Source organism: Paraburkholderia sp. A1BS-2L (assembly GCF_051125205.1).
Lineage (GTDB): Bacteria > Pseudomonadota > Gammaproteobacteria > Burkholderiales > Burkholderiaceae > Paraburkholderia.
In genome coordinates this window covers 1,660,425-1,685,727 of sequence record NZ_CP120428.1, presented here as the reverse complement: position 1 = coordinate 1,685,727, position 25,303 = coordinate 1,660,425, and the positions used below count along the sequence as shown (strand labels likewise).

The 25,303-nt window shown below is 64.5% G+C and carries 28 protein-coding genes and 3 pseudogenes; 17 read left to right on the top strand and 14 right to left on the bottom strand.

The features are described 5' to 3' along the window. Positions 1-15: 15 nt before the first annotated feature. Positions 16-978 carry an alpha/beta hydrolase gene (locus P5W98_RS07550; RefSeq protein WP_421079503.1) on the top strand — a complete coding sequence of 321 codons (963 nt, stop codon included), beginning with the start codon at positions 16-18 and terminating at the stop codon, positions 976-978. A gap of 41 nt (positions 979-1,019) precedes the next feature. Here the strand turns inward: P5W98_RS07550 and P5W98_RS07545 are convergent, their stop codons facing one another. Together P5W98_RS07545 and P5W98_RS07540 are read right to left on the bottom strand one after the other, a co-directional pair. Next, entirely contained in the window at positions 1,020-1,862 is an 843-nt protein-coding gene (locus P5W98_RS07545) for an NRDE family protein (protein WP_421023999.1), read from the bottom strand. 78 nt (positions 1,863-1,940) lie between these two features. Next, positions 1,941-2,978 (bottom strand): YgfZ/GcvT domain-containing protein, encoded by a 1,038-nt coding sequence (locus P5W98_RS07540; protein ID WP_434660163.1) that lies wholly within the window; start codon positions 2,976-2,978, stop codon positions 1,941-1,943. Positions 2,979-3,056: 78 nt separating this feature from the next. Between P5W98_RS07540 and mltG the strand changes: the two genes are divergently transcribed. From mltG to P5W98_RS07490, 10 genes and pseudogenes are all read left to right on the top strand, one after another. After that, a complete protein-coding gene (gene mltG, locus P5W98_RS07535; protein ID WP_421023997.1) occupies positions 3,057-4,067 on the top strand; it encodes an endolytic transglycosylase MltG in 1,011 nt (336 codons plus the stop codon). Beyond that, entirely contained in the window at positions 4,068-4,688 is a 621-nt protein-coding gene (tmk, locus tag P5W98_RS07530; RefSeq protein ID WP_421023996.1) for a dTMP kinase, read from the top strand. Positions 4,689-4,771: 83 nt separating this feature from the next. Then, positions 4,772-5,815, top strand: a complete 1,044-nt coding sequence (locus tag P5W98_RS07525; protein WP_434718023.1) for a DNA polymerase III subunit delta' — start codon at positions 4,772-4,774, stop codon at positions 5,813-5,815. 137 nt (positions 5,816-5,952) lie between these two features. Further along, positions 5,953-6,030: pseudogene (locus tag P5W98_RS07520) on the top strand (GNAT family N-acetyltransferase); the annotation flags it as partial. 94 nt (positions 6,031-6,124) lie between these two features. Then, on the top strand, positions 6,125-6,910 hold the full coding sequence (locus P5W98_RS07515) for a TatD family hydrolase (protein WP_421023994.1): 786 nt from the start codon (positions 6,125-6,127) through the stop codon (positions 6,908-6,910). Between the two features lie 75 nt (positions 6,911-6,985). After that, positions 6,986-7,690, top strand: a complete 705-nt coding sequence (locus P5W98_RS07510) for an ankyrin repeat domain-containing protein (protein WP_421023993.1) — start codon at positions 6,986-6,988, stop codon at positions 7,688-7,690. 186 nt (positions 7,691-7,876) lie between these two features. Then, complete coding sequence (locus P5W98_RS07505) at positions 7,877-8,233, top strand: Rap1a/Tai family immunity protein (protein ID WP_421025216.1); 357 nt, start codon at positions 7,877-7,879, stop codon at positions 8,231-8,233. Between the two features lie 295 nt (positions 8,234-8,528). After that, a complete protein-coding gene (gene otsA / locus P5W98_RS07500) occupies positions 8,529-9,935 on the top strand; it encodes an alpha,alpha-trehalose-phosphate synthase (UDP-forming) (protein WP_421023992.1) in 1,407 nt (468 codons plus the stop codon). A gap of 91 nt (positions 9,936-10,026) precedes the next feature. Further along, a complete protein-coding gene (locus P5W98_RS07495; protein ID WP_434718022.1) occupies positions 10,027-11,196 on the top strand; it encodes an AAA family ATPase in 1,170 nt (389 codons plus the stop codon). 271 nt (positions 11,197-11,467) lie between these two features. Next, positions 11,468-12,535 carry a glycosyltransferase family 4 protein gene (locus tag P5W98_RS07490; RefSeq protein WP_421023990.1) on the top strand — a complete coding sequence of 356 codons (1,068 nt, stop codon included), beginning with the start codon at positions 11,468-11,470 and terminating at the stop codon, positions 12,533-12,535. Between the two features lie 84 nt (positions 12,536-12,619). On the opposite strand, the gene P5W98_RS07485 is transcribed toward P5W98_RS07490, so the two are convergent. From P5W98_RS07485 to P5W98_RS07475, 3 genes are all read right to left on the bottom strand, one after another. Beyond that, a complete protein-coding gene (locus P5W98_RS07485) occupies positions 12,620-13,207 on the bottom strand; it encodes a BPSL1445 family SYLF domain-containing lipoprotein (protein WP_421023989.1) in 588 nt (195 codons plus the stop codon). Positions 13,208-13,354: 147 nt separating this feature from the next. Continuing rightward, positions 13,355-13,801, bottom strand: coding sequence for a hypothetical protein (locus P5W98_RS07480; RefSeq protein ID WP_421023988.1), 447 nt, complete (start codon positions 13,799-13,801; stop codon positions 13,355-13,357). 309 nt (positions 13,802-14,110) lie between these two features. Then, positions 14,111-14,440, bottom strand: coding sequence for a PsiF family protein (locus P5W98_RS07475; RefSeq protein WP_421023987.1), 330 nt, complete (start codon positions 14,438-14,440; stop codon positions 14,111-14,113). A 190-nt stretch (positions 14,441-14,630) separates the two neighbouring features. On the opposite strand from P5W98_RS07475, the gene P5W98_RS07470 reads away from it, so the two are divergent. Then, entirely contained in the window at positions 14,631-14,927 is a 297-nt protein-coding gene (locus tag P5W98_RS07470; RefSeq protein WP_421023986.1) for a YciI-like protein, read from the top strand. A 27-nt stretch (positions 14,928-14,954) separates the two neighbouring features. Here the strand turns inward: P5W98_RS07470 and P5W98_RS07465 are convergent, their stop codons facing one another. Beyond that, the gene (locus P5W98_RS07465; protein WP_421079498.1) at positions 14,955-15,602 is read right to left on the bottom strand and encodes a phosphoribosyltransferase; all 648 of its coding nucleotides are present in this window, start codon (positions 15,600-15,602) and stop codon (positions 14,955-14,957) included. A gap of 150 nt (positions 15,603-15,752) precedes the next feature. On the opposite strand from P5W98_RS07465, the gene P5W98_RS07460 reads away from it, so the two are divergent. After that, positions 15,753-15,992, top strand: coding sequence for a hypothetical protein (locus tag P5W98_RS07460; RefSeq protein WP_434718021.1), 240 nt, complete (start codon positions 15,753-15,755; stop codon positions 15,990-15,992). Between the two features lie 201 nt (positions 15,993-16,193). Here P5W98_RS07460 and ansB read toward each other — a convergent pair. Next, positions 16,194-16,403: pseudogene (gene ansB / locus P5W98_RS07455) on the bottom strand (L-asparaginase 2); the annotation flags it as partial. A 102-nt stretch (positions 16,404-16,505) separates the two neighbouring features. Here ansB and tnpA point away from each other — a divergent pair. From tnpA to tnpC, 3 genes are read left to right on the top strand one after another with little or no spacing between them, the layout of a single operon-like run. Further along, positions 16,506-16,832 (top strand): IS66 family insertion sequence element accessory protein TnpA, encoded by a 327-nt coding sequence (tnpA, locus tag P5W98_RS07450; RefSeq protein WP_434718020.1) that lies wholly within the window; start codon positions 16,506-16,508, stop codon positions 16,830-16,832. Further along, positions 16,832-17,200 carry an IS66 family insertion sequence element accessory protein TnpB gene (gene tnpB / locus P5W98_RS07445; RefSeq protein WP_434718019.1) on the top strand — a complete coding sequence of 123 codons (369 nt, stop codon included), beginning with the start codon at positions 16,832-16,834 and terminating at the stop codon, positions 17,198-17,200. The genes tnpA and tnpB overlap by 1 nt, the downstream gene beginning before the upstream one ends. 18 nt (positions 17,201-17,218) lie before the next feature. Continuing rightward, positions 17,219-18,805, top strand: coding sequence for an IS66 family transposase (gene tnpC / locus P5W98_RS07440; protein ID WP_434718515.1), 1,587 nt, complete (start codon positions 17,219-17,221; stop codon positions 18,803-18,805). 28 nt (positions 18,806-18,833) lie between these two features. Here tnpC and P5W98_RS07435 read toward each other — a convergent pair whose 3' ends face one another. Next, entirely contained in the window at positions 18,834-19,736 is a 903-nt protein-coding gene (locus tag P5W98_RS07435; RefSeq protein WP_434718018.1) for an asparaginase, read from the bottom strand. Positions 19,737-20,137: 401 nt separating this feature from the next. On the opposite strand from P5W98_RS07435, the gene P5W98_RS07430 reads away from it, so the two are divergent. Then, positions 20,138-20,455, top strand: coding sequence for a YnfA family protein (locus P5W98_RS07430; protein ID WP_421023982.1), 318 nt, complete (start codon positions 20,138-20,140; stop codon positions 20,453-20,455). 46 nt (positions 20,456-20,501) lie between these two features. On the opposite strand, the gene P5W98_RS07425 is transcribed toward P5W98_RS07430, so the two are convergent. From P5W98_RS07425 to P5W98_RS07400, 6 genes and pseudogenes are all read right to left on the bottom strand, one after another. Continuing rightward, positions 20,502-20,945, bottom strand: coding sequence for a thioesterase family protein (locus tag P5W98_RS07425; protein WP_434718017.1), 444 nt, complete (start codon positions 20,943-20,945; stop codon positions 20,502-20,504). Between the two features lie 124 nt (positions 20,946-21,069). Then, positions 21,070-21,378 (bottom strand): hypothetical protein, encoded by a 309-nt coding sequence (locus P5W98_RS07420; protein ID WP_213295559.1) that lies wholly within the window; start codon positions 21,376-21,378, stop codon positions 21,070-21,072. Between the two features lie 175 nt (positions 21,379-21,553). Continuing rightward, positions 21,554-22,280 (bottom strand): annotated as a pseudogene (locus P5W98_RS07415) (SDR family NAD(P)-dependent oxidoreductase); the annotation flags it as partial. Between the two features lie 185 nt (positions 22,281-22,465). After that, positions 22,466-22,906 carry a Fur family transcriptional regulator gene (locus P5W98_RS07410; RefSeq protein WP_421079476.1) on the bottom strand — a complete coding sequence of 147 codons (441 nt, stop codon included), beginning with the start codon at positions 22,904-22,906 and terminating at the stop codon, positions 22,466-22,468. A gap of 178 nt (positions 22,907-23,084) precedes the next feature. Beyond that, positions 23,085-23,972, bottom strand: a complete 888-nt coding sequence (locus tag P5W98_RS07405) for a DUF2092 domain-containing protein (RefSeq protein WP_434718016.1) — start codon at positions 23,970-23,972, stop codon at positions 23,085-23,087. Between the two features lie 294 nt (positions 23,973-24,266). Beyond that, positions 24,267-25,289 carry a LacI family DNA-binding transcriptional regulator gene (locus P5W98_RS07400; protein ID WP_421079474.1) on the bottom strand — a complete coding sequence of 341 codons (1,023 nt, stop codon included), beginning with the start codon at positions 25,287-25,289 and terminating at the stop codon, positions 24,267-24,269. Positions 25,290-25,303: the final 14 nt, after the last annotated feature.

Sequence of the window (25,303 nt, the reverse complement as noted above, 5' to 3'; positions counted from 1 at the left end):
TCAATCGACAGACTCATGCCGCTCAACGCGAAGATCGCTTTAGTGCTCGACATGGTGGCCCGCGCGGGCCGCACGCCTTATCACGAAATGACACCGCAGCAAGCGCGCGCGTCGTATGAAAAGAGCGCGTCGGTGTTGGAGATCGCGTCCGCGCCGATGCACTCGGTCGAAGACCTGCAAGTGCCCACGCGCGACGGCGAGACGATCCGCGCGCGGCTCTATCTGCCGGTCGAGCCGCAGTGGTCCGAACCCTTGCCAGCGCTCGTCTATTACCACGGCGGCGGCTTCACCGTGGGCAGCGTCGACACGCACGACGCCTTGTGCCGCATGTTCGCGCGCGACGCGCGTTGCGCGGTGCTTTCGGTCGATTACCGGCTTGCACCCGAACACAAGTTCCCGACTGCCGTGAACGACGCGTTCGACTCCTATGCATGGCTGCACGCCCACGCGGCCGAATTCGCGATCGACGAGACGCGGCTCGCCGTGGGCGGCGACAGCGCGGGCGGCACGCTCGCGACGGTGTGCGCAGTGCTCGCGCGCGACGCGGGCATGCCAGCAGTGCTGCAAATGCTGATTTATCCGGGCACGGGCTCGCACCAGCAAACGGCATCGCACAAGCGCCTCGCCATCGGCTACCTGCTCACGGAGCCCACCGTGCAATGGTTCTTCAATCACTACGTGCGTGATGCGTCCGATCGCGACGACTGGCGTTTCGCGCCGCTCGACGGCACGCATGGCGCGCCCGATTTTCACGGCGTGGCGGCGGCGTGGATCGCGGCAGCGGAGTTCGATCCGCTCGTCGATGAGGACGAAGCCTATGCGCAGAAGCTGCTCGCCGCCGGCAACGAGGTCACGCTCGTGCGCTTTCCCGGCATGATCCACGAGTTCTTCAAGATGGGCGGTTTCGTGGACGAGGCGCGGCGCGCGCAGGCGCAAGCCGCACAAGCGTTGCGCGCGGCATTCGGCATCGACGATTGATCAGGCGGGTGGGGCGGCAAGGGCGGGTGGGCCGCCTGGCTTCAGCGCGCCGCGCTTACCGTGAAGCGTTCATGCCGCTCGAATGCGCCGGGCCGCACGATGCGGTGCGAGCCGTCATCGTCGCTGCGCTCGCTGGCTTCCACGCTCAACTGGCCGCCATTCACGCGCACGCGCAGCGCCGTCGTGCCACGTGTGCCGTATTCGGGTGTCTCGATGAAGGCCGCCGAAAGCGCGCGCTCGCGCTCGAGCGGAATGCCCGTCGCGGGTAATTCACTGTCGAGCGCGATGCGCGGGTCGCGCATCAATTCGATCAGGCGTTCGAGTGGCACATCGGGACCATCAGCAGCGAGTTCGGCAAGCCCTGCGCGCTTGTGCACGAGCTTTGGCCACGGCGTGTCGAGCACCGCGTTGGAGATGCCGTGGGTGCCCTCGGGCAGCAGCGCGGGCATGCGCTCGCCTCGGTTGCAGTACCAGGCCAGCTCGCGCCGCTTCCAGTCGCCGATGACCAGGTTGAAGCCGTTGTACATTTCGCCGTCGCGCGCGACTTCGGCGAGATAGGCTAGCGGCGTATCGGGGATATCGATCCCGGCACCTTCGGAGCCGGCTGCCAGCCAGCGCGAGACGAGCGTGCCGCGCGTGGGGGCGTCGGGGCGCATCTCGTGCGGCGCGCGGTAGTTGGTGAGCGCCGCGAAGCGGCCACCACGTGTCATGCCGAGCCAGGTGCCGCCGCCCACGAGATCGCGGCCTGCGAGCACGTCCGGCGCGTCTTGCCACCACTGCATGGGATCGGCGGTGCGACGCAGGAATTCGTCGCGGTTCGCGGCGAGCGTGAAGAGCGCGCCATCGGTCGCATGCGGCCGCCAGTCGAAGACGATCAGGCACATCGCGCGCGGCCTCCGCTGCGACCCGCAAAAACGAGGCGCGGCGCGAACTGCGTCGTCACAGGACTCTTTGCCAAGCCGTCACACCTCGGACGGCAGTGCGTACGGCAGCGGCAGGATGCGCAGTGCGGGGCCGTCACCGGCGCCCAGATGCACGCTGCCCGATTCGAGCGCCGCGAGCTTGATCTCCGCGAGCAGATCGACGCCACCTTCGGGCGCTGCCGCCGCGTTCACGATCATGCCGCACGGCTGGCTCGGGTCGTCGGAATGGAACAGCTCCGCGCCCGCGCGCGCGGCGTCGGTCCCGGCTGCGACGCTCGCGAGCGCGGTGCGGCGCTTGATCGTGCCGCGATACTGGCTGCGCGCCACGATTTCCTGGCCCGGATAGCAGCCCTTCTTGAAGTTCACGCCGCCGAGCACGTCGTAGTTGACCATCTGCGGGACGAATTGCTCGCTCACGGCTTGAGTGATGCGCGGCTCGCCCGCGCGGATGTCGAGCCAGTCCCACACCGCGGGCGAGACGGGCTTGAGCACGTCCTGGAGCGAGGCGAGCTTCGCCTCCACGGCGTCTTTCGGACCAACCCACAGATAGCGCAGGCGCCCGAGCGCATCGGGCACGCGGATCAGCGTGCCGGCGGGATCGTCCACCTTCACGTGCACGCCGTCGGGCAGCGCGTCGAATACGCGCGCGAGCGCGCCGCGCACATCACCCGCGAGGCCCACCACGAGCAGCTTGTCGCTGTCGTCGGTGAGCCTGGCCTTGGCGCGCAGCACGAACATCGAGAGACGCTTTTGCACGCTCGCCTGGACATCCTTCGAAACCAGCAGGCGGATCGTGTCGCCCGTCTTCCATGTGAGGAACGAGGCGAGCAGTCGGCCCTTGGGCGAGCAGTAGCCGGCGAGGCGCGCGCCGGTCACGTCCAGATGCTGGATGTCGTTCGTGAGCTGGCTGTGCAGGAAGCTGGCTGCATCGTCGCCATTGGCGTCGATTACGCCGAATTGCGGCAGGATCGCCCAGGCGCCTCCCTTGAGGACGGCGTCGAACTCATCGGCGGCAGGCGCCGCGATGGAATGCGTGTCGGGGGAATGCGTGTCGTGGGATGCGAGCGGAGCGTTCATGGATTCGGGGAACAGTCAATCCTGACTTTAGCGAGGGCAAGCAGTTATTATATGAGGTCCGCCTGAGTCACGTTACGCATGTCCCTCCTCAAGAAATGCCTTGTTGCCGGCGCCGGCCTCGTCGTGCTTGGCGCCGTCGCAGCGGGTAGCGTCTGGCGCTGGGCGACCTCGCCCGTGGCGCTCGCCGTCCCGCAACTCGATGTCACCATCAAGCCGCACAGCTCCGTGCGCAGCGTCACTGCCCAGCTGCGCCGCGGCGGCGTGCCGGTCCAGACCGATTTGTTCGTGCTGATGACGCGCGTGCTCGGCCTGCAAAGCCAGCTCAAGTCCGGCAACTACGAATTCAAGGCCGGCGTCACGCCCTATGAGGTGCTGCAGAAGATGGCGCTCGGCGACGTCAACGAGTCCGTGGCGACCATCATCGAAGGCTGGACGTTCAAGCGCATGCGCGACGAACTCGATACCAATCCGGCGCTGCGCCACGATACTGCCGGCATGAGCGACGCCCAACTGCTGGCCGCGATCGGCGCGCCCGCCGCGCCGCAGGGCAGCGGAGAAGGGCTGTTCTTCCCGGACACCTATTTGTTCGACAAGGGCTCGAGCGATCTGGATGTCTACCGCCGCGCCTACAAGCTCATGCAGACGCATCTGAACGAGGCGTGGGCCGCGCGTGCGCAGGGCTTGCCGCTGAAGTCGCCCTACGAGGCGCTCACGCTTGCCTCGCTGGTCGAGAAGGAGACCGGCAAGGCCGGCGACCGTCCGCTCGTGGCGGCCGTGTTCGCGAACCGGCTCAAGGTAGGCATGCCGTTGCAGACCGATCCGTCGGTGATCTACGGGCTCGGGGTGAACTATACGGGGCGGCTGCGCAAGAGCGATTTGCAGACCAACACTATCTACAATACCTACCTGCGTCCCGGGTTGCCGCCGACGCCAATTGCACTGCCGGGCGTCGCCGCCCTGCAGGCTGCGCTCAATCCTGCCTCGACCCCTGCGCTGTATTTCGTGGCGCGTGGCGATGGCAGCAGCGTTTTTTCTGACAATCTCGTCGACCACAACAAGGCCGTCGACAAGTACATCCGGGGTAATTAAATGGCGCGGGGCCGATTCATCACGTTCGAGGGCATCGACGGCGCGGGCAAGACCACGCATCTGGCGTGGTTTCGCGAGCGGCTCGAACAGAAGCTGGGCGCCTCGGGCCGCTCGGTGGTCATGACGCGGGAACCGGGCGGCACGCCGCTGGGCGAAAAGCTGCGCGAGATCCTGCTGCACGAGCCGATGGACCTCGAGACCGAGGCGCTGCTGATGTTCGCCGCGCGCCGCGAACACCTCGCACGCGTGATCGAGCCGGCGCTTGCGCGCGGCGACTGGGTGCTCTCGGACCGTTTCACCGACGCCACTTTCGCCTATCAGGGCGGCGGCCGGGGCCTGCCGCGCGACAAGCTCGAAGCGCTCGAGCGCTGGGTCCAGGGCGGATTTCAGCCCGATCTGACCGTGCTGTTCGACATCGAGCCCAATACGGCGAGCGAGCGCCGCGGCGCCGCGCGCGAGCCGGACCGCTTCGAGAGCGAAACCGACGCATTCTTCGCGCGCACCCGCGCCGAGTATCTGCGCCGGGCTGAGGAAGCGCCGTACCGCTTCGCGATCGTCGACTCGTCGCAGAGCATCGATGAGATTCGTGAGAAGCTCGAAAAAGTCATCGCAACGCTTTGATAAAAAGCGTTATTTGCTGCTCTGATGGTTTATAGAGTTCGCGCGGGTTCTCCAAAATACCGCTTAACAGATTGATTTAAAACATGATCTATCCGTGGCAATCGGGCGACTGGGAGCGCCTCCAGCAGTTGCGCAGCCATTGGCCGCACGCACTGCTGCTGCACGGCCAGGCAGGCATCGGCAAGCTCCAGTTCGCGCAGCATCTGGCGAAGGGGCTGCTGTGCGAGTCGCCGCAGGCCGACGGCCAGCCATGCGGCAAATGTCCGGCGTGCACCTGGTTTGCGCAGGGCAACCACCCCGACTACCGGATCGTGCTGCCCGAGGCGCTGGCCGGTCTCGCAGGCCAGGTGGGTGCCGAGGACAAGGAAGACGCCAAGGCCGATAAAGCTGACGCGGACGAGGGCAAGAAGACTCGCGCGCCCAGCAAGGAAATCCGCATCGAGCAGGTGCGCGCGCTGCTCGATTTCACCGGCGTGGGCTCGCATCGCGGCGGCCTGCGCGTGGTCGTGCTGTATCCTGCTGAGGCGCTCAATGTTGCGGCCGCGAACGCGCTGCTGAAGACGCTCGAAGAGCCGCCCGCGGGCGTGGTGTTCCTGCTGGTGTCGGCGCGCATCGACCGGCTGCTGCCTACCATCATCAGCCGTTGCCGGCAGTGGCCGATGAGCACGCCCGCGCCGGACGAGGCTCAGGCGTGGCTCGCGAACCAAGGCGTGGGTGATCCAGCTGGCCTGCTCGCGGAAGCGGGAGGCGCGCCGCTTGCGGCGCTCGCGCTGTCGCAGGACGACAATCGCGCGCTGCGCGACTGGACCCTCGGCCAGCTCGCGGCTGGCGCGGCGTGCGACGCCTTCGCCTGCGGCGAGACCCTGCAGAAGCTGCCAGTGCCGCTCGTCCTCGGCTGGCTGCAGCGCTGGGTCTACGACCTGCTGGCCGAGCGCACGGCGGGCCGGCCGCGCTACTACCCGCAGTCCGCAGCGGCGCTCACGCGCTGCGCAGCGAATCTGGATGCATCAGCGCTCGCCCGTTACCTGAAGTCCATGGCGCGCCAGCGTGCCGTGGAAAATCATCCGCTGAATGCGCGCCTCGTGTTCGAGGAGCTGTTTCTCGGCTATCGTGAAATGTTTGCCTGAGACGTCTTGCTGAGCGTCCGCCTTATCCGATGATTCGCCGCTGATCCGCACCATGAGCCTTGCTTACCGGGATGCCACCCTTGACGATCTGTCCACGATCGTCGCCATTTACAACTCGACCGTGCCGTCCCGGCAGGGGGACGCTGCCGCGCGTGGTCGTGCTCGACGGCGTCGAGCGCGACCACGTGATTCTCGGCAAGCGGCTTGCCGCCTGAGTTGCAGGCCTGAATTTTTCGTTGCGCACGTTGGTTGCGGATTTCCGTAGATTCCGCGCAGTCAGCCTTACCGTAACCCCATCGCAGGACCGCCATGTTTGTCGATTCACATTGCCACATCAATTTCGAAGGTCTCGCCGACCGGCTGCCCGAGGTGCTCGAGAACATGCGCGCGCAGGCCGTCACGCATGCGCTGTGCGTTTCGGTCGATCTCGAGACGCTGCCCTCAGTGCTCGACATCGCGAGCCGCTACGAAAACGTCTACGCGTCGGTGGGCGTGCACCCCGATCACGAGGACGTTCAGGAGCCCAGCGTCGCGGACCTCGTGGAGCTGGCGCAGCACCCGAAGGTCGTGGCGATCGGCGAAACGGGGCTCGATTACTATCGGCTCGGCGAGCGCACGATCGAGGACATGGAGTGGCAGCGCGAGCGCTTTCGCGTCCATATCCGCGCGGCGCACGCGACGGGAAAGCCGCTCATCGTTCATACGCGTGCGGCGTCGGACGATACGCTGCGCATCATGGAAGAAGAGCGCGCCGGCGAACCCGGTGGCGTGATGCACTGTTTCACGGAGCCCTGGGCGATCGCCGAGCGCGCCCTTGTACAGAATTTTTACATTTCCCTTTCAGGTATCGTGACGTTCAAGAGCGCGACCGAGGTTCAGGAGGTGGCGCGCCGCGTGCCGCTCGAGCGTTTGCTGATCGAAACGGATTCGCCCTATCTTGCGCCAGTGCCATATCGGGGCAAACCCAATGAACCTGCGTACGTTAGCCATGTCGGAAGATTCATCGCCCAGCAACGCGGATTGCCGGACGCCGAACTCGGCGCTGCCACCACGCAGAATTTTTTCCGGCTCTTCAAGATTCCGGCCGCGGCCTGATTCGTGATCCGCTAGCAGTCGATTTTGATTTATCGTTTTTTATCAATTAGATATCGAATAACGTTAAGGTCTGACATGAACTCGAATCCGCTTACGTCCACCGTCCGGGCCACGCGCGCTACCGGCGTGCGCCGCATCGCTGCCGCGCTCGCCATCGGTATGAGCGCCGCCTTCCTCGCGAGCGCGCCGGTCCACGCCGCGTCGATCGATTCGCTCGTGAAGGGCGTGAAGTTCGACGACGCCAAGGGCGTCGCCAAGGACCTCGCAGACGGCATGGACCCGAACGCCACGGATAGCCAGGGCATGCCGCTGCTCGTGCTGGCCGCGCGCGAGAAGTCGGACAAGGTCGCGGCAGTGCTGCTCGACAATCCGAAGATCAACATCGCCGCCGAGGACAAGTCGGGCGAGAACGCGCTGATGCTGGCCTCGCTCAATGGCGACATGGATCTCGTGAAGCTGCTCATCACCAAGGGCGCCGAGGTGAACAAGCAGGGCTGGACGCCGCTGCACTACGCCGCCGCGAACGGCCACGACGACGTGGTGAAGCTGCTGGTCGGCTATTCGGCCGACGTCAACGCGCTGTCGCCCAACGGCACGACCCCGCTCATGATGGCCGCGCGCGGGGACCATATGAGCACCGCTAAACTGCTGCTCGACCACGGCGCCAATCTGAACGCAAAGAACCAGATCGGCATGACGGCGCTCGATTTCGCCAAGCAGTACAAGGCGCCTGACGCGATCAAGGACCTCTCGGCGCGCATGGGCCAGGCGGCGCAGTAACGCCGCCGCGGGCGCTGACGGCCGGGTCATCGGGTGCATTCGCGCAAGCTCTTTCGCGGAAGAGCCGCACGACGCGCCCCTAAAACAGTGCACAATACCGGGGTTGCCGCCGGCCGCCAGCGGGCGGCTCGCGGCGCGGCAAATGCCGCACCCGATGACGAATCAAGCGACGAATCAAGGAGAATCATGCTGCGGGCTCTGATCTGCGCCGGCGCGCTCGCTGTGCCGGTTTCGGCTTTTGCCTTCACCGCCTCCGATCTGAACCGGCTGTGTTCGAAGACTGACGTGGCGTCGCGCAGCGCATGCGCGGCTTATATCGAAGGGGCCGCCGACGGCATTTTCAACACCATCGACGCCATCGGCGGCACGACCGGCCCGCGCGTCGGCCAGTATTTCTGCCTGCCGCAGGAGGCTCGCTCGGCGCAACTCACCGACGCCGTGCGCAAATACATCGCCGATAACCCGAACGTCGCCGGCTACAACGCCAGCACGGCCATCTCGCTCGGGCTCGGCAAGGCGTTTCCTTGCAAGACCGGCAATTGACGGGGCACTGGGCCGGGCCGGCAATCGCGACGGCAATCACGCCGAAACCCGACTCAGCGCCGAGCCGTCGGCCTGAATTTTTTCCTGAACGGCCCGACTTGGCCGATCGCAATCTTTAGCGCATCTTTACGCGCATTCAAGTAGCGTGACGTCGGGTACTGTTGCCTTGCGCCGCGCTCACTACCTTCCCGAACGCTAGCCAGCCCGGCGAGTCCGCAGGCTCCGGCCAATACCGTGGCACGTCCCTTGCTGGGGAATTCGGTTGCCGGAGCAAAACGGAGGAGGAAATATCTCGATGGCCAGACTGATAGTCGTCTCGAACCGCGTGGCGACGCCCACGGAGACCAAGGGCTCCGCAGGGGGGCTCGCTGTTGGCGTGTTCGGGGCGCTCAAGGACGCAGGCGGCGTGTGGTTTGGCTGGAGCGGCGATGTCGTGAGCGAGACGGTGGCCAACGCGGGCCCGACGCTCGCCGAGGAGGGGCCGGTCACTTTCGCGACTGCCGGGCTCACGAAGAAGGATTACGACCAGTATTACCGCGGTTTCTCGAATGCCACGCTGTGGCCGGTGTTCCACTACCGCAACGATCTCGCGCGCTATGAGCGCGATGAATACGCCGGCTACCGGCGCGTGAATGCGTGGCTCGCGCACAAGCTCGTCAAGCTGATCCAGCCCGACGACATGATCTGGGTCCACGATTACCACCTGATTCCGTTCGCTGAGGCGCTGCGCTCCGAGGGCATGCGCAATCGTATCGGCTTCTTCCTCCATATTCCGTTTCCTTCGCCGCAAGTACTGCAAACGATTCCGCCGCACGATGAGCTCGTGAGGTCGCTGTGCTGCTATGACCTGCTCGGTTTCCAGACGCGCAACGACCAGCAGGCGTTTCACGATTACATCGCGCGCACCGCGAGGGGCGTGGTGCGCGAGCATGGCGAAAACAAGGAAGCGGGCGAGGTGGAGGCCTACGGGCGCAAGCTGCGCACGGGCGTCTATCGCATCGGCGTGTTTCCCGACGAGATCGCCGAGCAGGCCGCGCGCTACGAGAGCCGCCAGCATGTGCTCGATCTCAAGCAGAGCCTCGAAGGCCGCAAGCTTGTGATGAGCGTGGACCGGCTCGATTACTCGAAGGGGCTCGTCGAGCGCTTTCACGCCTTCGAGCAATTGCTCGAGCATTCGCCCGAATGGCGCGGCAGGGTCACGCTCGTGCAGATCGCGCCGCCCACGCGCTCCGACGTGGCGAGCTACAAGATCATCCGCGAGGAACTGGAGCGCGAGGCCGGACGCATCAACGGGCGTTATTCGGGCCTCGACTATACGCCTATCCGCTACCTGAGCCAGCAGTACGACCGCTGGAAGCTGATGTCGCTTTTTCGCGAGTCGCAGGTGGGCTATGTCACGCCGCTGCACGATGGCATGAATCTGGTCGCGAAAGAATACGTGGCCGCGCAGAATCCCGACGATCCCGGCGTACTCGTGCTCTCGATCTTCGCGGGCGCGGCCGCCGAGCTTACGGGCGCGCTGCTCGTGAATCCTCATGATGCCGCGGGCATGTCGGAGGCGCTCGGGCGCGCGCTGTCGATGCCGCTAGAAGAGCGCAAGGCGCGCTATCTGACCAATATGGAAGCGCTGCGCCGCAACGATCTGGGCGTCTGGCGCGACCGCTTTCTCTCCGATCTCGCGGCCGTGCCGCAGCTGCGCTGACTGCCTGAGTATGGAGATAGCGCGAGCCGCGCCCGATTGCGTATCATCGGGCGCTGGCTCAACCTGCGCATGCGCGCGCTTGCTACGGCCCATGCTTTCGACCCTCGCCATCGCCAACTACCGCTCACTGCGCGAACTCATCGTGCCGCTCGGGCCGCTGAACGTCATCACCGGCCCGAACGGCAGCGGCAAGTCCAATCTCTATCGGGCGCTGCGCCTGCTCGCGTTGACCGCGCGCGGTGGCGTGATTCCATCGCTCGCGCGCGAGGGAGGCTTGCAATCGACGCTCTGGGCCGGCCCCGAGCGCTTTTCGCGCGCGGTCGCCCAGGGCGATTACGCCGTGCAGGGCACCGTGCGCAAAGACGCCGTGAGCCTCAAGCTCGGCTTCGCGAGCGAGACCTTCGGCTATGCGATCGACCTGGGCTTGCCGGTGCCCGGCTCCTCGCAGTTCTCGCTGGACCCGGTCATCAAGCGCGAATGCATCTGGGGCGGGCCGCTGCTGCGGCCATCGACTGTGCTCGTCGACCGTCAGGGGCCCATGATCCGCATTCGCGACGGGGAAGCGGAGGGCGGGTGGACGACGCTCGCGCAACCCGTGGCGAGCTTCGACAGCATGATGACGGAGTTCGCCGACCCGCGCAGCGCGCCCGAAATGATCGCGGTGCGCGAACAGATCCGTTCGTGGCGCTTTTACGATCACTTCCGCACCGACGAGCACGCGCCCGCGCGCCGGGTGCAGATCGGCACGCATTCGCCGGTGCTGGCCGACGATGGCGCCAATCTTGCCGCCGCGCTGCAGACGATCCGCGAGATCGGTGACGCCGGTGCGCTCGACGCGGCGATCGGCGATGCGTTTCCGGGCGCGCGCGTCGAGATCGTCAATCACGAAGGGCGCTTCGAAGTCGCGCTGCGTCAGGAAGGTTTGCTGCGGCCGTTGCGTGGCGCCGAGCTTTCGGACGGCACGCTGCGCTATCTCTTGCTCGCTGCCGCGCTGCTGAGCCCACGCCCGCCCACGCTGCTCGTGCTCGACGAGCCGGAGACGAGCCTGCACCCCGACTTGCTGCCGTCGCTCGCACGGCTCATCGCGCGCGCCTCGGCGCACTCGCAGGTGCTGGTGGTCTCGCACGCGGCGCGGCTCGTTGCAGCGCTCGAGCGCGAGGCGGGCAGCCAGTCGATCGTGCTGGAGCGGCGTCTCGGCGCGACGGCGCTCGCCGACGCCGATTCGCTCGATGTACCGGCGTGGCAATGGCCGTCGCGCTAAGCCGCCTCGGGCGCTCTGCGACGGGCGCCAGGCAGGATGTTTCGACGTGTAAGTCCATATAGCAATTGAAAGACTCGCAGCGCGGGCGCGGCGCAAGGCGAATAATAGCGAAATGCGCCGTGCTGCGAGCCGCCCGATCGCGTTCTCCGCGAGTCTGTCCCTTCCTTCGATATTCGAGGGCACGATTGCAATACTGGGCTTCCTTTAAAATGGCTCGACCCACCTGGCGGAATTTCCCGCGTGCGTGCGCGGAACACGAAGGAGACACTCAATGAGAATTGCGCAGATCGCCCCGCTGACCGAATCGGTGCCACCGAAGCTCTACGGCGGCACCGAGCGCGCCGTGTCGTACATCACCGAGGCGCTAGTCGAGCTCGGTCACGACGTGACGCTGTTCGCAAGCGGCGATTCGCAAACGCGTGCGAAGCTCGAACCCGTGTGGCCGCGCGCGTTGCGCCTCGACCCCGGCATTCGCGACCGTATTGCGCCGCACATGCTGCTCATGGAAATGGTGCGCCGCCAGGCCGACCAGTTCGACGTGCTGCATTTCCATATGGATTACTACTCGTTCTCGGTGTTCAAGCGCCAGGAAACGCCGTTCGTGACCACGCTGCACGGCCGTCTGGACTTGCCCGAGCAGCAACCGGTGTTCGACACGTTCAACACGGCGCCGGTCATCTCGATCTCGAATGCGCAGCGCCAACCGATGCCGCAGGCCAAATGGCTCCGGACGGTCTATCACGGCCTGCCCGAGGCGCTGTATACGCCGCAGCCCGTCGAGCCGCGCTATCTCGCGTTTCTCGGCCGCATCTCGCCCGAGAAGAGAGTGGACACGGCGATTCGCATTGCCCAGCGCTGCGGCTTGCCGATCCGCATCGCCGCCAAAGTCGACGAGGCCGATCGCGAGTATTTCGAACGCGAGATCAAGCCACTCTTCGCACTCCCGAATGTGGAATTCGTGGGCGAGATCAACGACAGCCAGAAGGCCGAATTCCTCTCCGGTGCGCATGCGCTGCTGTTCCCGATCGACTGGCCCGAGCCGTTCGGGCTGGTGATGATCGAGGCGATGGCGTGCGGCACGCCCGTGATCGCGTTCAATCGCGGCTCGGTGCCGGAAGTGGTGGATGAGGGCGTTTCGGGATTTATCGTCGAGGACGAAATTGGCGCCGTGGCGGCCGTGAACCGGCTTTCACGCGTGCCGCGCGCCGGTGTGCGGCAACGCTTCGAAGAGCGCTTCACGTCACACCGCATGGCGCAGCAGTATATCGAGGCGTATCAGGCGGTGATCCGCGCGAACAAGCGTTCGCGCTTCAAGGTGATCGACACGTCCACGAGCTGAGCGGCGGGGGGGCCTTGTTTCGCACAGGCAGCGCCCGAGCGGAACAAGGCCCGGGCGCCCTGCATGCTCGTGAACGCGTGAAACTTACAGCTTCAGCGGGGAGATCTTGGTCGTGCCGAGCGAGAGGTCGCCGATCAGGCCGCTGTTGGTGAGCACGAAGACTTCCACGGGCTTGGTGGCCGTGGTGGTGTCGATCGTGCCGTTCGCGCCGACCTTCGCGATCGCGACCGAGGCGTCGCCGCCTGCCGACCAGCCGCTCGAATTGCGGAATTTGTCGAGTGCTTCCTGCGTCATGAACAGGTAGACGACCGACTTCGACTGCATGCCGAGCGTTGCGCCCACCGAGGCGCCCGTGGTGCTGTAGTAACCAACCGTGCTGCCGCCGACACGCAACGCGCCGTCGCCATGCTCGCCGCCAATGCCGATCCCTGCCTGAGTCACCTGCGGGAAGACCAGCACGCCGCGCGCCTTGCCTACGAGTTCGCGCGCGCCGGGCACGGTCTGATAGAGCCGCGACATCGTGCCGTCGACGCTTGCGTCGATCGACTGGCGTTTCGCATCATTGGTTTGTGCCGTCGGCGGCGTGTTGCCGGTGGTCGAGCAGCCTGCGAGCGCCGCGCTGGCAAGCGCGATTGCAACCGAAGCCTTAAGGATGAAACGGCGTCCTTGCATGTTGTTCTCCGTTCTGTGTTCCGGGATATCCGAAATAGCCTTAAGCCGTGCCGTCATGGCGTTTTGCCAATGAAGGAATCAGCTTTCGCTCTTATAACACAGGGTCCGGATTTGCCCGTTCAAGACCGTGCATCGGCAAGACGCGCATCAGTGTTCCGCCACGGGCTTCGCAGCGGGAGGGCGTCGCAGCGCGCGGCGCACGGCGCCCAGGACGATGCCGATGGCGAGCAGGGTTGCAGCCGGCACGACCCAGTAGCCAACGAATGCGTGCCACAGATAGCTCACGAGTGTGGCGCGCCGCGTGGCGTATTCGTCGAGCGCAGCCTGGTGAGCCGCGGCGTTTTCCGCGAGCACGGCGGCAGGGCAGCCCAGCGCGCGTGCCCGTTCAGGCGTCCCCTGGCAATGCAACGGCGCGCCGGCGGCCCGTTCGGCGTCGGTGAAAGTCCAGTTGGCGAGGGCGCGCTGCAGATCCGCGCGGTTGTAGGCCATCTCGTCCTGGGCCTCGCGCACCGCAATGATCATCACCGGCACGAGCCAGAAAACGATCACCACCAGCCAGCGGCGAAACCAGCGATTCTTGTGCTTCCATGCCATCCGCGCCTCCGTACGATGCGACAGGCATCACTCCGGCTCCAACCTTCGTTCGGCGGCCCGATGGCGTCTGTGCGATTGCGTATCAGGGAAAGGGCGCCGCTGCAGCCATCATAGAAGAAAAATCGCGCACGGGCGCAACGCCGAAGCGCGCGGGATGCAAGTGGACGGCCTGCCAGGCCAGGTGCGCCGCACCATGAAAAACGACGCGCCGCAGCATGAGCTACGGCGCGTCGTGAAAGCGATCGTTCTGCGGTGAAGCGGTGGCAGGGCAAACCCGATGCTTCGATCAAGCTTCGGCCGCCTGGCGGATCAGCTCTTGGTCGTGAGGCACTGCTTCATGAAGGCCTTGCGGTCGTCGCCTTTCTTGTCGCCGGCCTGCGTGTTGCACGCCTTCATGCGCTCCTGCTGCGACATGGTGGGGGACACGCCGGCCGCGGAAAGGCATTGCTTCATGAAGGCCTTGCGCTCGTCACCCTTCTTGTCGCCGGCCTGCGCGTTGCAGGCCTTCATCTTGTTCTGCTGGCTATTCGGGCTAGCGGCTGCGGAAGCCGCTGCCGCGGGTGCGGCGGTCTGTGCGAACGCCGGTGCGGCCAGTGCGCCGCCCAGCACGATTGCAGCAATGACGGATTGCATCTTCATCGTTCACTCCCATGGGATTTCGACGTTTGTCGTTAGTCGTGCGAGCAGGCGGCCCATCCGGTCCATCATTGCCTATCGCCGCAACCATTATGGCAAAGCCAACCTGAAAACGAACGGTGAGTGGGTTCGGTTGACGCATGCTCAGGCACAATGCGCTGTATGCACACCACAACGAGACCGGAGATCGACTATGCATTACCTCTTGATGTACGAACTCGTAGACGATTATCTCGAGCGGCGCGCCGAGCATCGCGATGCACACCTGGCGCTTGCGTGGGCGGCGGTGGAGCGCGGCGAGCTGCTGCTCGCGGGAGCGATTGCCGAGCCCGTGGACGAGGCGTTGCTGCTCTTCCAGGGCGAGAGCCCGGCAGCCGCCGAAGCGTTCGCGCGCGCCGATCCCTATGTGAAGGCCGGCCTCGTCAAGGCGTGGCGCGTGCGGTCCTGGCAGACCGTAGTAGGAGAAAAAGCGGCTAATCCGGTGCGCTGAACGCGGGTACGCTGGGCGCTTCGATCGTTACGGCGTGGCCGCGCGGTCGAGCAAATCGCGTACCGTGTCGTCGTCGACCTGGTCGAAGTCGAAGTAGAACTGGCCCACGCTCATGAACGACGAGGGCGTCTGGACGCAGACGAAATCGTCGACTGCGCCGGCGAGCCGTGCGCGCGCACCGGCCGGTGCAACCGGCAACGCCGCGATGATGCGCGCCGGCCCGAGCGACGCGAGCGCCCGCGCGGCGGCCTTGAGCGACGCGCCCGTGGCCATGCCGTCGTCGACCAGCAGTGCCACGCGCCCGGCCACCGGCACAGCGGCGCGTGCACCGCGGTAACGCGCCTCGCGCCGGCCCAGCTCGATGCGGGCTAGCGAAAGTACACTCTGTAATTTCGCCTGGCTCACTCCGGCTTCGCGGATCAGCGCTTCATCGACGTATTGCGCACCATTCGACGAGATCGCGCCCATGGCGAGCTCCGGCTGCCACGGCGTGCCGAGCTTGCACACGGGCAGCACGTCGAGCGGCGCGCGCAGCGCCCCGGCTACTTCATACGCGACCGGCACGCCCCCGCGCGGCAGCGCGAGCACGACGATGTCGCGGCGCCCGGCGTAGGACGCGAGTTGCGCGGCGAGCATTTGCCCGGCCTCGCGGCGATCGGTGAAGGGACGTTCCATGAACGACTCCTGTGTCATGCAAAGTTGAAGCGGAACGGTTGTTTCAGTGTGCCACGCGCAGTCCTGGCGCGGGTGCCCGGGCGTCTTCGCGTGTGCCTGCCTGTGCCCGATTCGCGGCCGGGACGCCTTCGGGACCGGGGCGGCGCAGACGTGATTCCGCGCGTGGCGGCCGTGACCGCGCAACTGCGCGCGGACGGCGTACGCATTGGCTCGACCACGGGCTACGCACGGGCTACACACGGGCCACACACGGGCCACACACGCGAGATCATCGACCAGATCGTGCCCGGCGCTGCCGAGCAGGGCTATGCCGCGGACAGCCCGAAGAATTCGCCCGGCGCCGCGATGCCGCCACGAAACGCCTGCGCGCCGCTGGTGAGCATCGTGTGATCGACAGCGAAGCCGGCCGCGGCTCGTGGTCACGGAAATCAAAATGCGGCTCGCGCGCGGCGAGCGCCCCTTAGTTGCATTGAATTGCGTTGAATTGCGCCGAGTTGTTCCGAGGTTCAGGCGCGGGCGGCTTGCCTCCGCCCGTTCGCTTCATCGTGAGCGCTTCATCGTTCCGAAGCACGCCTGATCATGCAGCACCGCTCACAAGGTCGCTGCGAACGCCTTCTGCACCTGCGCGGGCGAGGTGATCCCGTTGGCGATCAGCAATTGCGTGAGCACGCGCGCCTTCTGCGGATTCAAGTCGAGCGAGACGACGAAACCGCTCGTGTCGTCATTCACTTCGACATTGCGGTTCACGAATCCCGACCCCACGCGCGATGCGCGCACCACCACGATTCCCTGCTTCGCGGCGCGCTGGAGCGCTTCGATGTAAGCGGTAAGCCGTGAGCGTTATAGAGTTCGTGTAAGTGTCGTTGCAGAATGCTCCTCGTTCAGTGCGATCAGGAGCAGACGATGAAGGCAGCAGCGAAGCGAGAGGAAGTGGAATTAGCGTGGCGACAAAGGCTGGCGCGCTTCGCAGAGTGCGGACAGACGGTCAGAGCGTTTTGCCGCGAGGAATCGGTGTCGGAGTTTCGCTTCTATCATTGGCGGCGGCGCTTGCAGCGCCCCGCATCGCCGCGTGGTGCGGAGGTGCTCACTGGAGGCTCAGCCTTTGTCGATCTGGGTACCATTGCCGCAGCTGACACGAGCGTCGAGCCGGGCACGCCGGCTGGACAGGCGAATCTGACGATCCGCCTCGATCTGCCCGGCGGCATCGTTCTGACGATCGCGAGAAGCTGATGTTCTTCCCGGAGCAGCAGGTACGTGTGTTCCTGTACGGCGCACCCGTGGACATGCGGCGCTCGTTCGATGGCCTGTACGCGATCGTGCGCCACAGCATGCCGGTCGATCCACTTGGGGGGCATCTGTTCGCGTTCATCAACCGTCGTGCCACGCAGATCAAGGTGCTCTACTTCGATCGCAGCGGCTGGTGCGTTTGGGCCAAGCGGCTCGAGCAAGGCCGCTTTCTCGCCAACTGGAACCGGGTGGATACGCGTGAGATTGATGTCACGCAACTGAAGCTGTTGCTGGAGGGAATCGAGGTCGTACGGCAACGTCATCGTTACCGGCATCCGCTGCAGCAATCGCCGGCGAGCCCCTCGCCATGAAACACGTCTTTCTCTATGATGGCAGCCATGCCATCGACTGCCGCCACCGACGAGACCCTCGCTGCACTTGCCGCGCAAGTAGCGGCGTTGTCGACGCGATGCGAAGCGGTGCTGAGCGAGAACGCACAATTGCGCGCGCAAGTCGCATGGTTCCAGCGCCAGCTGTTCGGCCGCAAGAGCGAGCGTCGCATCGTACAGCCCGATGCGGCACAAGGCACGCTGGGCGAAGCCTTTGATGCCGTGCCCGATGCACCCGTGCCTGGCAGGAAGACGCGCATAGCAGCCCACGAGCGCAGCACCACGCCCAGTCGCCCTGGGGTCGACGAATCAACACTGTTCTTCGACGAGGGCAAGGTGCCGGTCGAAGTCATCGAAATCGCGAACCCCGAGAGCGCAGGTCTCGATCCCGAGGATTACGAAGTAATCGGCGAGCGTGTGAGCCACCGGCTGGCCCAACGTCCCGGCAGCTATGTCGTGCTCAAGTACGTGCGCCCGGTGATCAAGCGGCGCGACACGCAGGCACTGTCGTGTCCTGCGGCGCCGGTTGGTGTGATCGAAGGCAGCCGCGCCGATGTGTCGTTCATTGCCGGGCTGCTCATCGACAAGCTGGTGTACCACCTGCCGCTGTACCGCCAACATCAGCGGCTTGCCCAGTGCGGCATCCGCGTGTCGCGGCAGTGGCTCACGCAGATCGCGCAGGCGGCCATTGCGCTGATCGAGCCCGTCCACGACGCGCAGTGGCAGTCGATCCTGAGCTCGCGTGTCAAGCGCATGGACGAGACGCCGATCAAGGCCGGACGGGACGGCCCGGGCAAGATGAAGTCGGCGTACTTCTGGCCGGTGATGGGCGAGCTCGAGGAGATCTGCTTCCATTACCAGCCGAGCCGGCGGCAGGAGCACGTCGAGCAGTTGCTCGGGCAAACCGCGGCGGCTGGCAGCGTCCTGCACACGGACGGCTACAAGGCGTACGCCTGGTATGCGAAGAAGACGGGTCTCGCCCACGCGCAGTGCTGGGCGCACAGCAGACGGGCGTTCGTGAAGGCAGAGGAGATCGAGCCGGTACGCGTGGCCGAAGCGCTGGAGCATATCGGCGCGCTGTATCGCGTCGAGGAAGACATCCGGCAGAAGGGCCTGACAGGCTCCGCGAAGCGCGCATGGCGCCAGCAGCATGCGAAGCCGGTGGCGCAGCAGTTCTTCGTCTGGGTGGACAGGCAGTTCGAAGCGCAAGGCTTGCTGCCGAGCAGTCCGCTCACGAAAGCGCTGGCCTATGTGCGGGAGCGCCGCGAAGGCCTGTTGCTGTATCTGGACGATCCGGACGTCGAGATCGATACGAATTCATTGGAGCGCGCGCTGCGCGCCATCCCGATGGGCAAGAAGAACTGGATGTTCTGCTGGACCGAACTCGGCGCCAGGCAAATCGGTATTGCACAAAGCCTGCTGGTGACGTGCAAGCTGCACGACGTCGATCCCTATGACTATCTGGTCGACGTGCTGCAGCGCGTGGGCCAGCACCCGGCGTCGCGCGTGCATGAACTCACGCCGCGAATGTGGAAATCGCTCTTCGCCGGCAATCCGCTGCGCTCGCCCTTGCATCAGGACGTTTGAGATCGCAAGGACGTCGGTGAATTACCGATTACGCTTCGATCGCCGGCTTCGAGGTGTTGCCGTCGCCCACACCCGCCAGCACGATGCCCTTGGCCTTGTTGGCGATGGCGTTGTCGATCTGCATGCTATCCATATTCGCGTGCGCGTAGACGATTTCGACGCGCGGCAATTGCTCGCCCGAAGGCGATGCATACTTGTGGCTGTCGAGTTGGACCGCGGACGCCAGGAAGCGCACGCTTGCGGGATCGACATAGCCGATCGGCCCGCTGTTCGGCGAAACGAACGTTTGCACGCTCGTGGTGTTGGTCTTGGTGGTTGCGCGCGCCGACTGGATCGTGTCGTTGAGCACCACCATCACGCCGCGCCCGCGCGCTGCGGGGCTGGCAGCCACTTCGACGGCTTCGTACAGGTTGCTCGGGCCGTCAGCGCTCGTGGCCGTGGAGGGGCGCATGGAGCCCACCAGCACGACGGGCTTGTCGGTGCGCAGCACGTTGTCGAGGAAGAAGGCCGTTTCTTCGAGCGTGTCCGTGCCGTGCGTGATGACGACCGCATCGGCTTCGTTGCGGTCGAAGATTGCCTGGATGCGCCGCGCGAGCGTGAACCAGACCTTGTCGTTCATGTCCTGCGAACCGATGGACGCAACCTGTTCGGTGCTCAGGCGGGCAAGCTTTTCGATGCCGGGCACGGCCTGCACGAGTTGCTGCGCGCCCACCGCGCCCGCGTTATAGGCGTTGGCCGCGCGCGTGTCCGCCTGGCCCGCGATTGTGCCGCCCGTGGCGAGCACGGCCACGCGCGGCAACGCCGCCGACGCGGTGGTGGACGTGGCGGGCGCGGCGGCTTCGCCGGCGGCCAGAGCGACGCTTGCGGGCAGGACAGTGCCGACAAGCACGAGTGCGGCGGCAAGGCATTTGGCGTGGATGGCGGTTGTCATGTTTTTTCCTTGGCGGTTAATAATCATTTTTAAAATGAAAATTTCGAAAATAATTATCTACCGATTATGGATAAATTCAATCCCGCGTTGATAATTAATTGATTCATGTCGTGCACATAATGCGCACTACATGTATGTAAAAAACCGGACCTCAACGATTGAGCCGATTTTTGACACAATTGTTTGCAGTATTTTTATCAGTGAATCAATGAATTCAGATAACCCGAACTTGCAATAGCAATGCCTGTGCGGCACGTTCAATAATTCGAAATTAAGATAATCAATCTTCCAGGGAAAAAATAATCGGCGGGCGGGGTCCGCGCATTCCGTGCTTTTACTGTTTATTGGCCACGTGCGCTACCATGAGCCCCCACGACTCTCGCGCAGTATTTGTGCCATCCATGAAGACGTTCCTGCTGTTCATTGCCACCGCGCTTGCCGAAATCGTCGGCTGCTATCTGCCGTATCGCTGGCTGCGCGAGGGCGCGAGCGCCTGGCTGCTCGTGCCGGCCGCCGCATCGCTCGCGCTGTTCGCGTGGCTGCTCACGCTGCATCCGAGTGCGGCGGGGCGCACCTACGCCGCCTATGGCGGCGTCTACGTGTGCGTAGCGATGCTATGGCTGTGGGGCGTGGAAGCCATCCGGCCGAGCCCGTGGGATTACGCCGGGATGGCGCTTGCGCTGGCCGGCATGGCGCTCATTGCGTTTCAGCCGCGCTGAACCGGTATTCTGCGGGGAGTCAGTTCAGACGAAGTGCGGATTCGCTTCAGGCGAGCGAGTTGACGCCCGGGAATTTCGCGCGGAATGCCACCGGCATCGGCACGACTTTCTTCGCCTCGTAGTCGAAGAAAACAAACCCCGACTTGGCCATCGCAATGAGTGCGCCGTCCGAGGGGCGTGTGATGCGGAAAATGATGTCGCCGCCGTAGCGGTTGAAATCCATGATGCCGACCTCGAAGCACAACTGGTCGCGCGCATAGGCTTCGGCGCGATACGTGGTGGCGAGGTCGGTGACGATGATGCTGGTATGGGCGTCTTTCATGTCCTCGATGCCGGCATCGAAGAGAAAACGTGCCCGTGCCTCGGAAATCATCGAGATCATCGAGTCGTTCGCGAGGTGGTTGGCTGAATTGATGTCGGTGACGCGCACCGTGAGGTGGGTCGAGTAGTAAAACTGGTATTCGGGGAAATGGAGCTCGATGCGGGCCATGGCGCAATGCGTTGAATAGGGGCGTGGGGAGCACGGCGCCCGGCCGTCGGCCAGGCGCAGCTTGTGCGCCGGCAAGCGCACTCCGCTATTTTATCGGTTCGCACAGGCGCGCATGCGCGCCGGCCTATATGCGCGGCAGATCATCCATCGACTTTTCGACGCTGCCGTCCGGGACCTCCATATCGATTCCGTCGATGCCGTTGGGGTGGGGAACAGCCTTGATCTTCGGCCCGAGGAATTTCATGCCGCCCAGCGTGAACACGGAATACACCACGGCTCCCGAGCGCAGGCCGTTCGCGACGTCGGCCACTTCCGAAATTTTGGGCGGCGAGAGCCAGTCATGGGAATGAGGGTCGATTGGCGCCCAGCGCACGTGCGTCACGCGGTCCGTTGAAGCGCTGATGCGCACGCCATCGACAGCATACGTAGCCATGGTCGTCTCCTTCGCCACCAAAATTCCTATGCTATTCCGTTCGGCAACGGCTGGAAAGCGGCGCGCGAGCGATGGCGCAAAATGCGAGGCCCCCTCAGGCGACGGACGCCGCCTGTGGGGCCGAACGGGCCCCGCATGGGACTCGCGTGGGCCTTGCGTGCAGGCGAATCCGGACTTACTGCAGATTGCCGGCCACCGCGACGGTCTGACCCGTGATGTAGTTCGACTCGGGAGAACAGATACACGCCGCCCGCGGCTTCCTCGGGCGTGCCTCCACGGCCTAGCGGGTTGCGCTGTGCGTGCGTCTTCAGCATTTCGGGGTTCAGACCTACGCGGATGTCGCGTCCGTCGATCTTCACCGTCGCACCGGCCTTTGCGTCAGCGGACGTCATGCGCGTATGGATTAGGCCGAACGCCACCGCGTTGACGTTCACGTTGAAGCGACCCCATTCGCGCGCGAGCGCGCGCGTCATGCCGATTACGCCGGCCTTCGCGCCCGAGTAGTTCATCTGGCCCGCGTTACCGTTGAGCGCCGACGTCGACGAGATATTGACGATCTTGCGATAGACCTCGCGGCCTTCCGCTACGTCCGCGGCGTGCAGCGCCTTGATGTGCGGGTAGGCGGCGCGCAGGATGCGAAACGGCGCGGTCATGTGGCAGTCGAGAATCGCATACCACTGTTCGTCAGTCATCTTCTGGATCACGTCGTCCCACGTGTAGCCCGCGTTGTTGACGACGATGTCGATGCCCTGGAAGGTGTTCATCGCGGTGCCGATGAAGCGCTCGGCGAAGTCTGGCGCGGACACGTTGCCCACGCAGACCACCGCTTCGGCGCCCATCTTCTTGAGTGCTTCCACCGTTTCGTGCGCCGGATCGTCGAGATCGTTCACGACGATGCGCGCTCGGCGCTCCATGTGGATGTCCGGCACTCAACCTACACAGAACACGACACTTCTATTTAGCGGAAACCCGACATTTCTATTTGGGATCTACACTTAAAAATTCGATAATTTATATTATGTAAAATAAAAAATTCACCGGCTTTCGCTTCCACCACAGCCTGGTCCGCCCGCGCATGCACCCCGCACTATTGCATGCGCCGATCCATCCCATGCAACGCGCCCGCACGCCGAACGGCCGAATCTGGCGAGGCCTCGCATTGCGCACAGCGCCCGAAGATCACAAGGCTTGCGCTTGCATACCGAAACTCGCGCGCGGCCGCAATGGCCTCGTGCTGCAACTCAAGCGCGTTGTCGTCGACATCACAAATCGTGCCGCAATCGCTGCAGACCAGATGCGAATGGCGCGTGCCGCGATTGAGTTCGTACACGACGCGCTGCTCGCCAATCCACGCGCTCGTGATCAGGCCCGCATCCAGCAATTGCGCCAGCGCACGATACACACTCGCGAGGCTGCATTGCTCGGTCTCCGGCGGCACGCGCCGAAAGACCTGGTCGGCGGTCATGTGCTCGCGCGGAAATTCGTGGAATAAATGCAGAACCGCGACGCGACTAGAGGTCGGACGCATACGGGCTCGCTTCAGATCGGCGTAAATCGCTTTCATTCCATCGGCACACTTTTTCAGACTTGGCCGATAGTCTCGTCGCCGGTAGCTTAAGAATTGCTTAAGTCCCTTCGCCCCTCAAGTAATTAGGCCCGTGCCTGCGTTCCATGCGCACAGGTGTGAGGCTCGTGCTTCGGGTTCCTCATTCCGCCTCCCCGTCAGGTGAATGATCTGCGGGCTTAAGCTCGATCTGCCGCGCACCGGGGCCCGGATGGAACACGAACGTCGACGCCGCGAAGGCCGGATTGAGCCGCCAGTGGTACGTCACATCATGGCGCGGCCGCGTCGGCTGGGTCGTGTCGGTAACGATCATTTTGCACGGCAGTGGCCTGCGCCCCGTTTGTACCCACAGTTCCCAGTCCACGTCCGCTTCCCGGAATGCATAGTGCGTGCAGGTGCGCGCGTCGATCTTCTCGTCGCCAAGCGTTTGTGCCGATTGAATGGCGCTGTTGTCGGGCTTGCCGTTGCCCCAATAAAACAGATCGACGAGCGGCGTTTCGATATGCCAGTTGGCGGCGAGGTCATGCACCAGAGCGTCGAGCGTGGGCGGAGCATCGTGCCGCGCGTAGTAGCCCTTTTTCTCGTTGAAGATCGTGAAGCGATGGCCGTCATAGACGATGCCGCGCACGTTGCCGTTACCTGTGATGTCCGCGCGCAGGCGATCGGGCCGTTTGACCTTGAGCATGGTGTGATGCAGGAGCGCTACGTTTTGGCCGTTGTCGAGCACGACGTCGGTGGCCGTGTCCGCATTCACTTCGAAGGTGCGTAACGAGCGCAGATACCGGCCCATGGCATCCAGCGCACTAGTTGCGCGCGCATCGATTATTGCCGCACCGCTCTCGCCCGGCCCGCTGCCGAGGTCATTGAGCGGCGATGGCACGTTCGATTTTGCAGGCTCATGCTCGCTTGCCACTTTCTGGTGAGCGCAGCCGCCCAGCATGACTGCACCTATGAGCGAGAGGCAAAGCGGGCTCACGAGCGGCACCGCGAAGGTTCGCGCAATGACTCCAGGGAAGACAATTTTGTTCACGTCGTCTCCTGACTGAAAGGTCGTCTATGACCGCCCCAGCTTGCAGCACCCATTTGTTCCCTGCGCGCGAACCGGCACTGATCAGCGAAGCCTGGACATGGCCCTGCACAGGCTTTGCAGTATCCAGCTGACCGGCACCTATACGGCTGCCACCACGCACACCAGCGCCCCCACCCCGTCGTCCTCGCCTGCGCTCGCTGCGCAGCCGTGATTCGCGCGGGCGGTGGTGCGCATGTGCGTGCCACCGCCATCTCATCCGCCCATCCGCCCATCCGCTCTTGCGCCGAGCAATAGTTAGACAAGACGAGCGGGATTCGGCCGTGCGACCGAGGCACGCATCGTTACGCTGACGCCGAAATCGCGCTCGATGTCCCAATGCGTGCCATAACACTGATTGATCAGCCAGCGCACGGCATTGCGGGTGAGTTCCGCCGTCGGAATGTGGACCGAGGTGAGCGCGGGTGCCATATAGGCCGCTGAATAATCATCGTCGTAGCCCATCACCGAGATGTCGTCCGGCACCGCAATGCCCGCCTGCTGCAAACGGGCGAGCGCCGACATGGCCATCGTATCGTTGGCGCAGAAAAGTGCCGTGAAGCGTTGCTTCGAGTCGAGCAACTCGCCAGCCGCGGCATAGCCGCCCTCGGGCGAGAAGTCCGACATGATGAGCGGCACTGCCTCGCGCGCAATGCCGTGGTGCGCGAGTTCGGTGAAGAAACCGTCGAGACGCGCGAGGTTGTCCGAAGAGCTCGGCGGCCCGCCGATCACTGCAATCTCCCGGTGGCCATGCTCGACCAGCGTCCGCGCGGCCAGTTCGCCGCCGTGAAAATGGTCGGCGCAAAACGACGCCTCGGGCAACTGATCGAACACACGGTTCAGGAATGCCATACGCGGATGCATCGCATGCAGCATATTGAGGTCTTCGTCGTGCAGGTCGTGGCTGATGACCACCATGCCGTCGCAGTCGCGCCCGATCAGAAAGCGCACGGCCTCGATGGCCTGCTCGCGTGGCGAGCCGTCGCCGCAACCGGTGGCCACTACCACGTGCCGCTTCACCGCGCGCAATTCCGTATCGGTCTCCTTGAGGATGGTGCCGTAATAAGAGCCAAAAAAAGTCGGCACGAAAATGCCGACGATGCCGAGCGACTGCGTCGCCATCGCCCGCCCTATCGACGACGGCCGGAAGTTTAGTTGCTCAATAGCGGCCTGCACGCGCGCAGCGGCCTCGGCCGACACCGGCCCCTTGCCCGAAATCGCCCGCGAGGCCGTGGAAAGACCCACACCGGCCAGCGTTGCCACGTCTTTGAGGGTTACCACGCTTGTTTGCCCCC

Coding starts and splice junctions, on each gene's coding strand:
- P5W98_RS07510 (WP_421023993.1), top strand. CDS start 6,986: ATGAACTCGAATCCGCTTACGTCCACCGTCCGGGCCACGCGCGCTACC.
- P5W98_RS07525 (WP_434718023.1), top strand. CDS start 4,772: ATGATCTATCCGTGGCAATCGGGCGACTGGGAGCGCCTCCAGCAGTTG.
- P5W98_RS07435 (WP_434718018.1), bottom strand. CDS start 19,736: ATGACAACCGCCATCCACGCCAAATGCCTTGCCGCCGCACTCGTGCTT.
- tnpA (WP_434718020.1), top strand. CDS start 16,506: ATGAAGGCAGCAGCGAAGCGAGAGGAAGTGGAATTAGCGTGGCGACAA.
- P5W98_RS07545 (WP_421023999.1), bottom strand. CDS start 1,862: ATGTGCCTGATCGTCTTCGACTGGCGGCCGCATGCGACCGATGGCGCG.
- P5W98_RS07475 (WP_421023987.1), bottom strand. CDS start 14,440: ATGAAGATGCAATCCGTCATTGCTGCAATCGTGCTGGGCGGCGCACTG.
- P5W98_RS07515 (WP_421023994.1), top strand. CDS start 6,125: ATGTTTGTCGATTCACATTGCCACATCAATTTCGAAGGTCTCGCCGAC.
- P5W98_RS07550 (WP_421079503.1), top strand. CDS start 16: ATGCCGCTCAACGCGAAGATCGCTTTAGTGCTCGACATGGTGGCCCGC.
- tmk (WP_421023996.1), top strand. CDS start 4,068: ATGGCGCGGGGCCGATTCATCACGTTCGAGGGCATCGACGGCGCGGGC.
- tnpC (WP_434718515.1), top strand. CDS start 17,219: ATGGCAGCCATGCCATCGACTGCCGCCACCGACGAGACCCTCGCTGCA.
- P5W98_RS07430 (WP_421023982.1), top strand. CDS start 20,138: ATGAAGACGTTCCTGCTGTTCATTGCCACCGCGCTTGCCGAAATCGTC.
- P5W98_RS07470 (WP_421023986.1), top strand. CDS start 14,631: ATGCATTACCTCTTGATGTACGAACTCGTAGACGATTATCTCGAGCGG.
- P5W98_RS07425 (WP_434718017.1), bottom strand. CDS start 20,945: ATGGCCCGCATCGAGCTCCATTTCCCCGAATACCAGTTTTACTACTCG.
- tnpB (WP_434718019.1), top strand. CDS start 16,832: ATGTTCTTCCCGGAGCAGCAGGTACGTGTGTTCCTGTACGGCGCACCC.
- P5W98_RS07485 (WP_421023989.1), bottom strand. CDS start 13,207: ATGCAAGGACGCCGTTTCATCCTTAAGGCTTCGGTTGCAATCGCGCTT.
- P5W98_RS07420 (WP_213295559.1), bottom strand. CDS start 21,378: ATGGCTACGTATGCTGTCGATGGCGTGCGCATCAGCGCTTCAACGGAC.
- P5W98_RS07410 (WP_421079476.1), bottom strand. CDS start 22,906: ATGCGTCCGACCTCTAGTCGCGTCGCGGTTCTGCATTTATTCCACGAA.
- P5W98_RS07495 (WP_434718022.1), top strand. CDS start 10,027: ATGCTTTCGACCCTCGCCATCGCCAACTACCGCTCACTGCGCGAACTC.
- otsA (WP_421023992.1), top strand. CDS start 8,529: ATGGCCAGACTGATAGTCGTCTCGAACCGCGTGGCGACGCCCACGGAG.
- mltG (WP_421023997.1), top strand. CDS start 3,057: ATGTCCCTCCTCAAGAAATGCCTTGTTGCCGGCGCCGGCCTCGTCGTG.
- P5W98_RS07465 (WP_421079498.1), bottom strand. CDS start 15,602: ATGGAACGTCCCTTCACCGATCGCCGCGAGGCCGGGCAAATGCTCGCC.
- P5W98_RS07490 (WP_421023990.1), top strand. CDS start 11,468: ATGAGAATTGCGCAGATCGCCCCGCTGACCGAATCGGTGCCACCGAAG.
- P5W98_RS07480 (WP_421023988.1), bottom strand. CDS start 13,801: ATGGCATGGAAGCACAAGAATCGCTGGTTTCGCCGCTGGCTGGTGGTG.
- P5W98_RS07505 (WP_421025216.1), top strand. CDS start 7,877: ATGCTGCGGGCTCTGATCTGCGCCGGCGCGCTCGCTGTGCCGGTTTCG.
- P5W98_RS07540 (WP_434660163.1), bottom strand. CDS start 2,978: ATGAACGCTCCGCTCGCATCCCACGACACGCATTCCCCCGACACGCAT.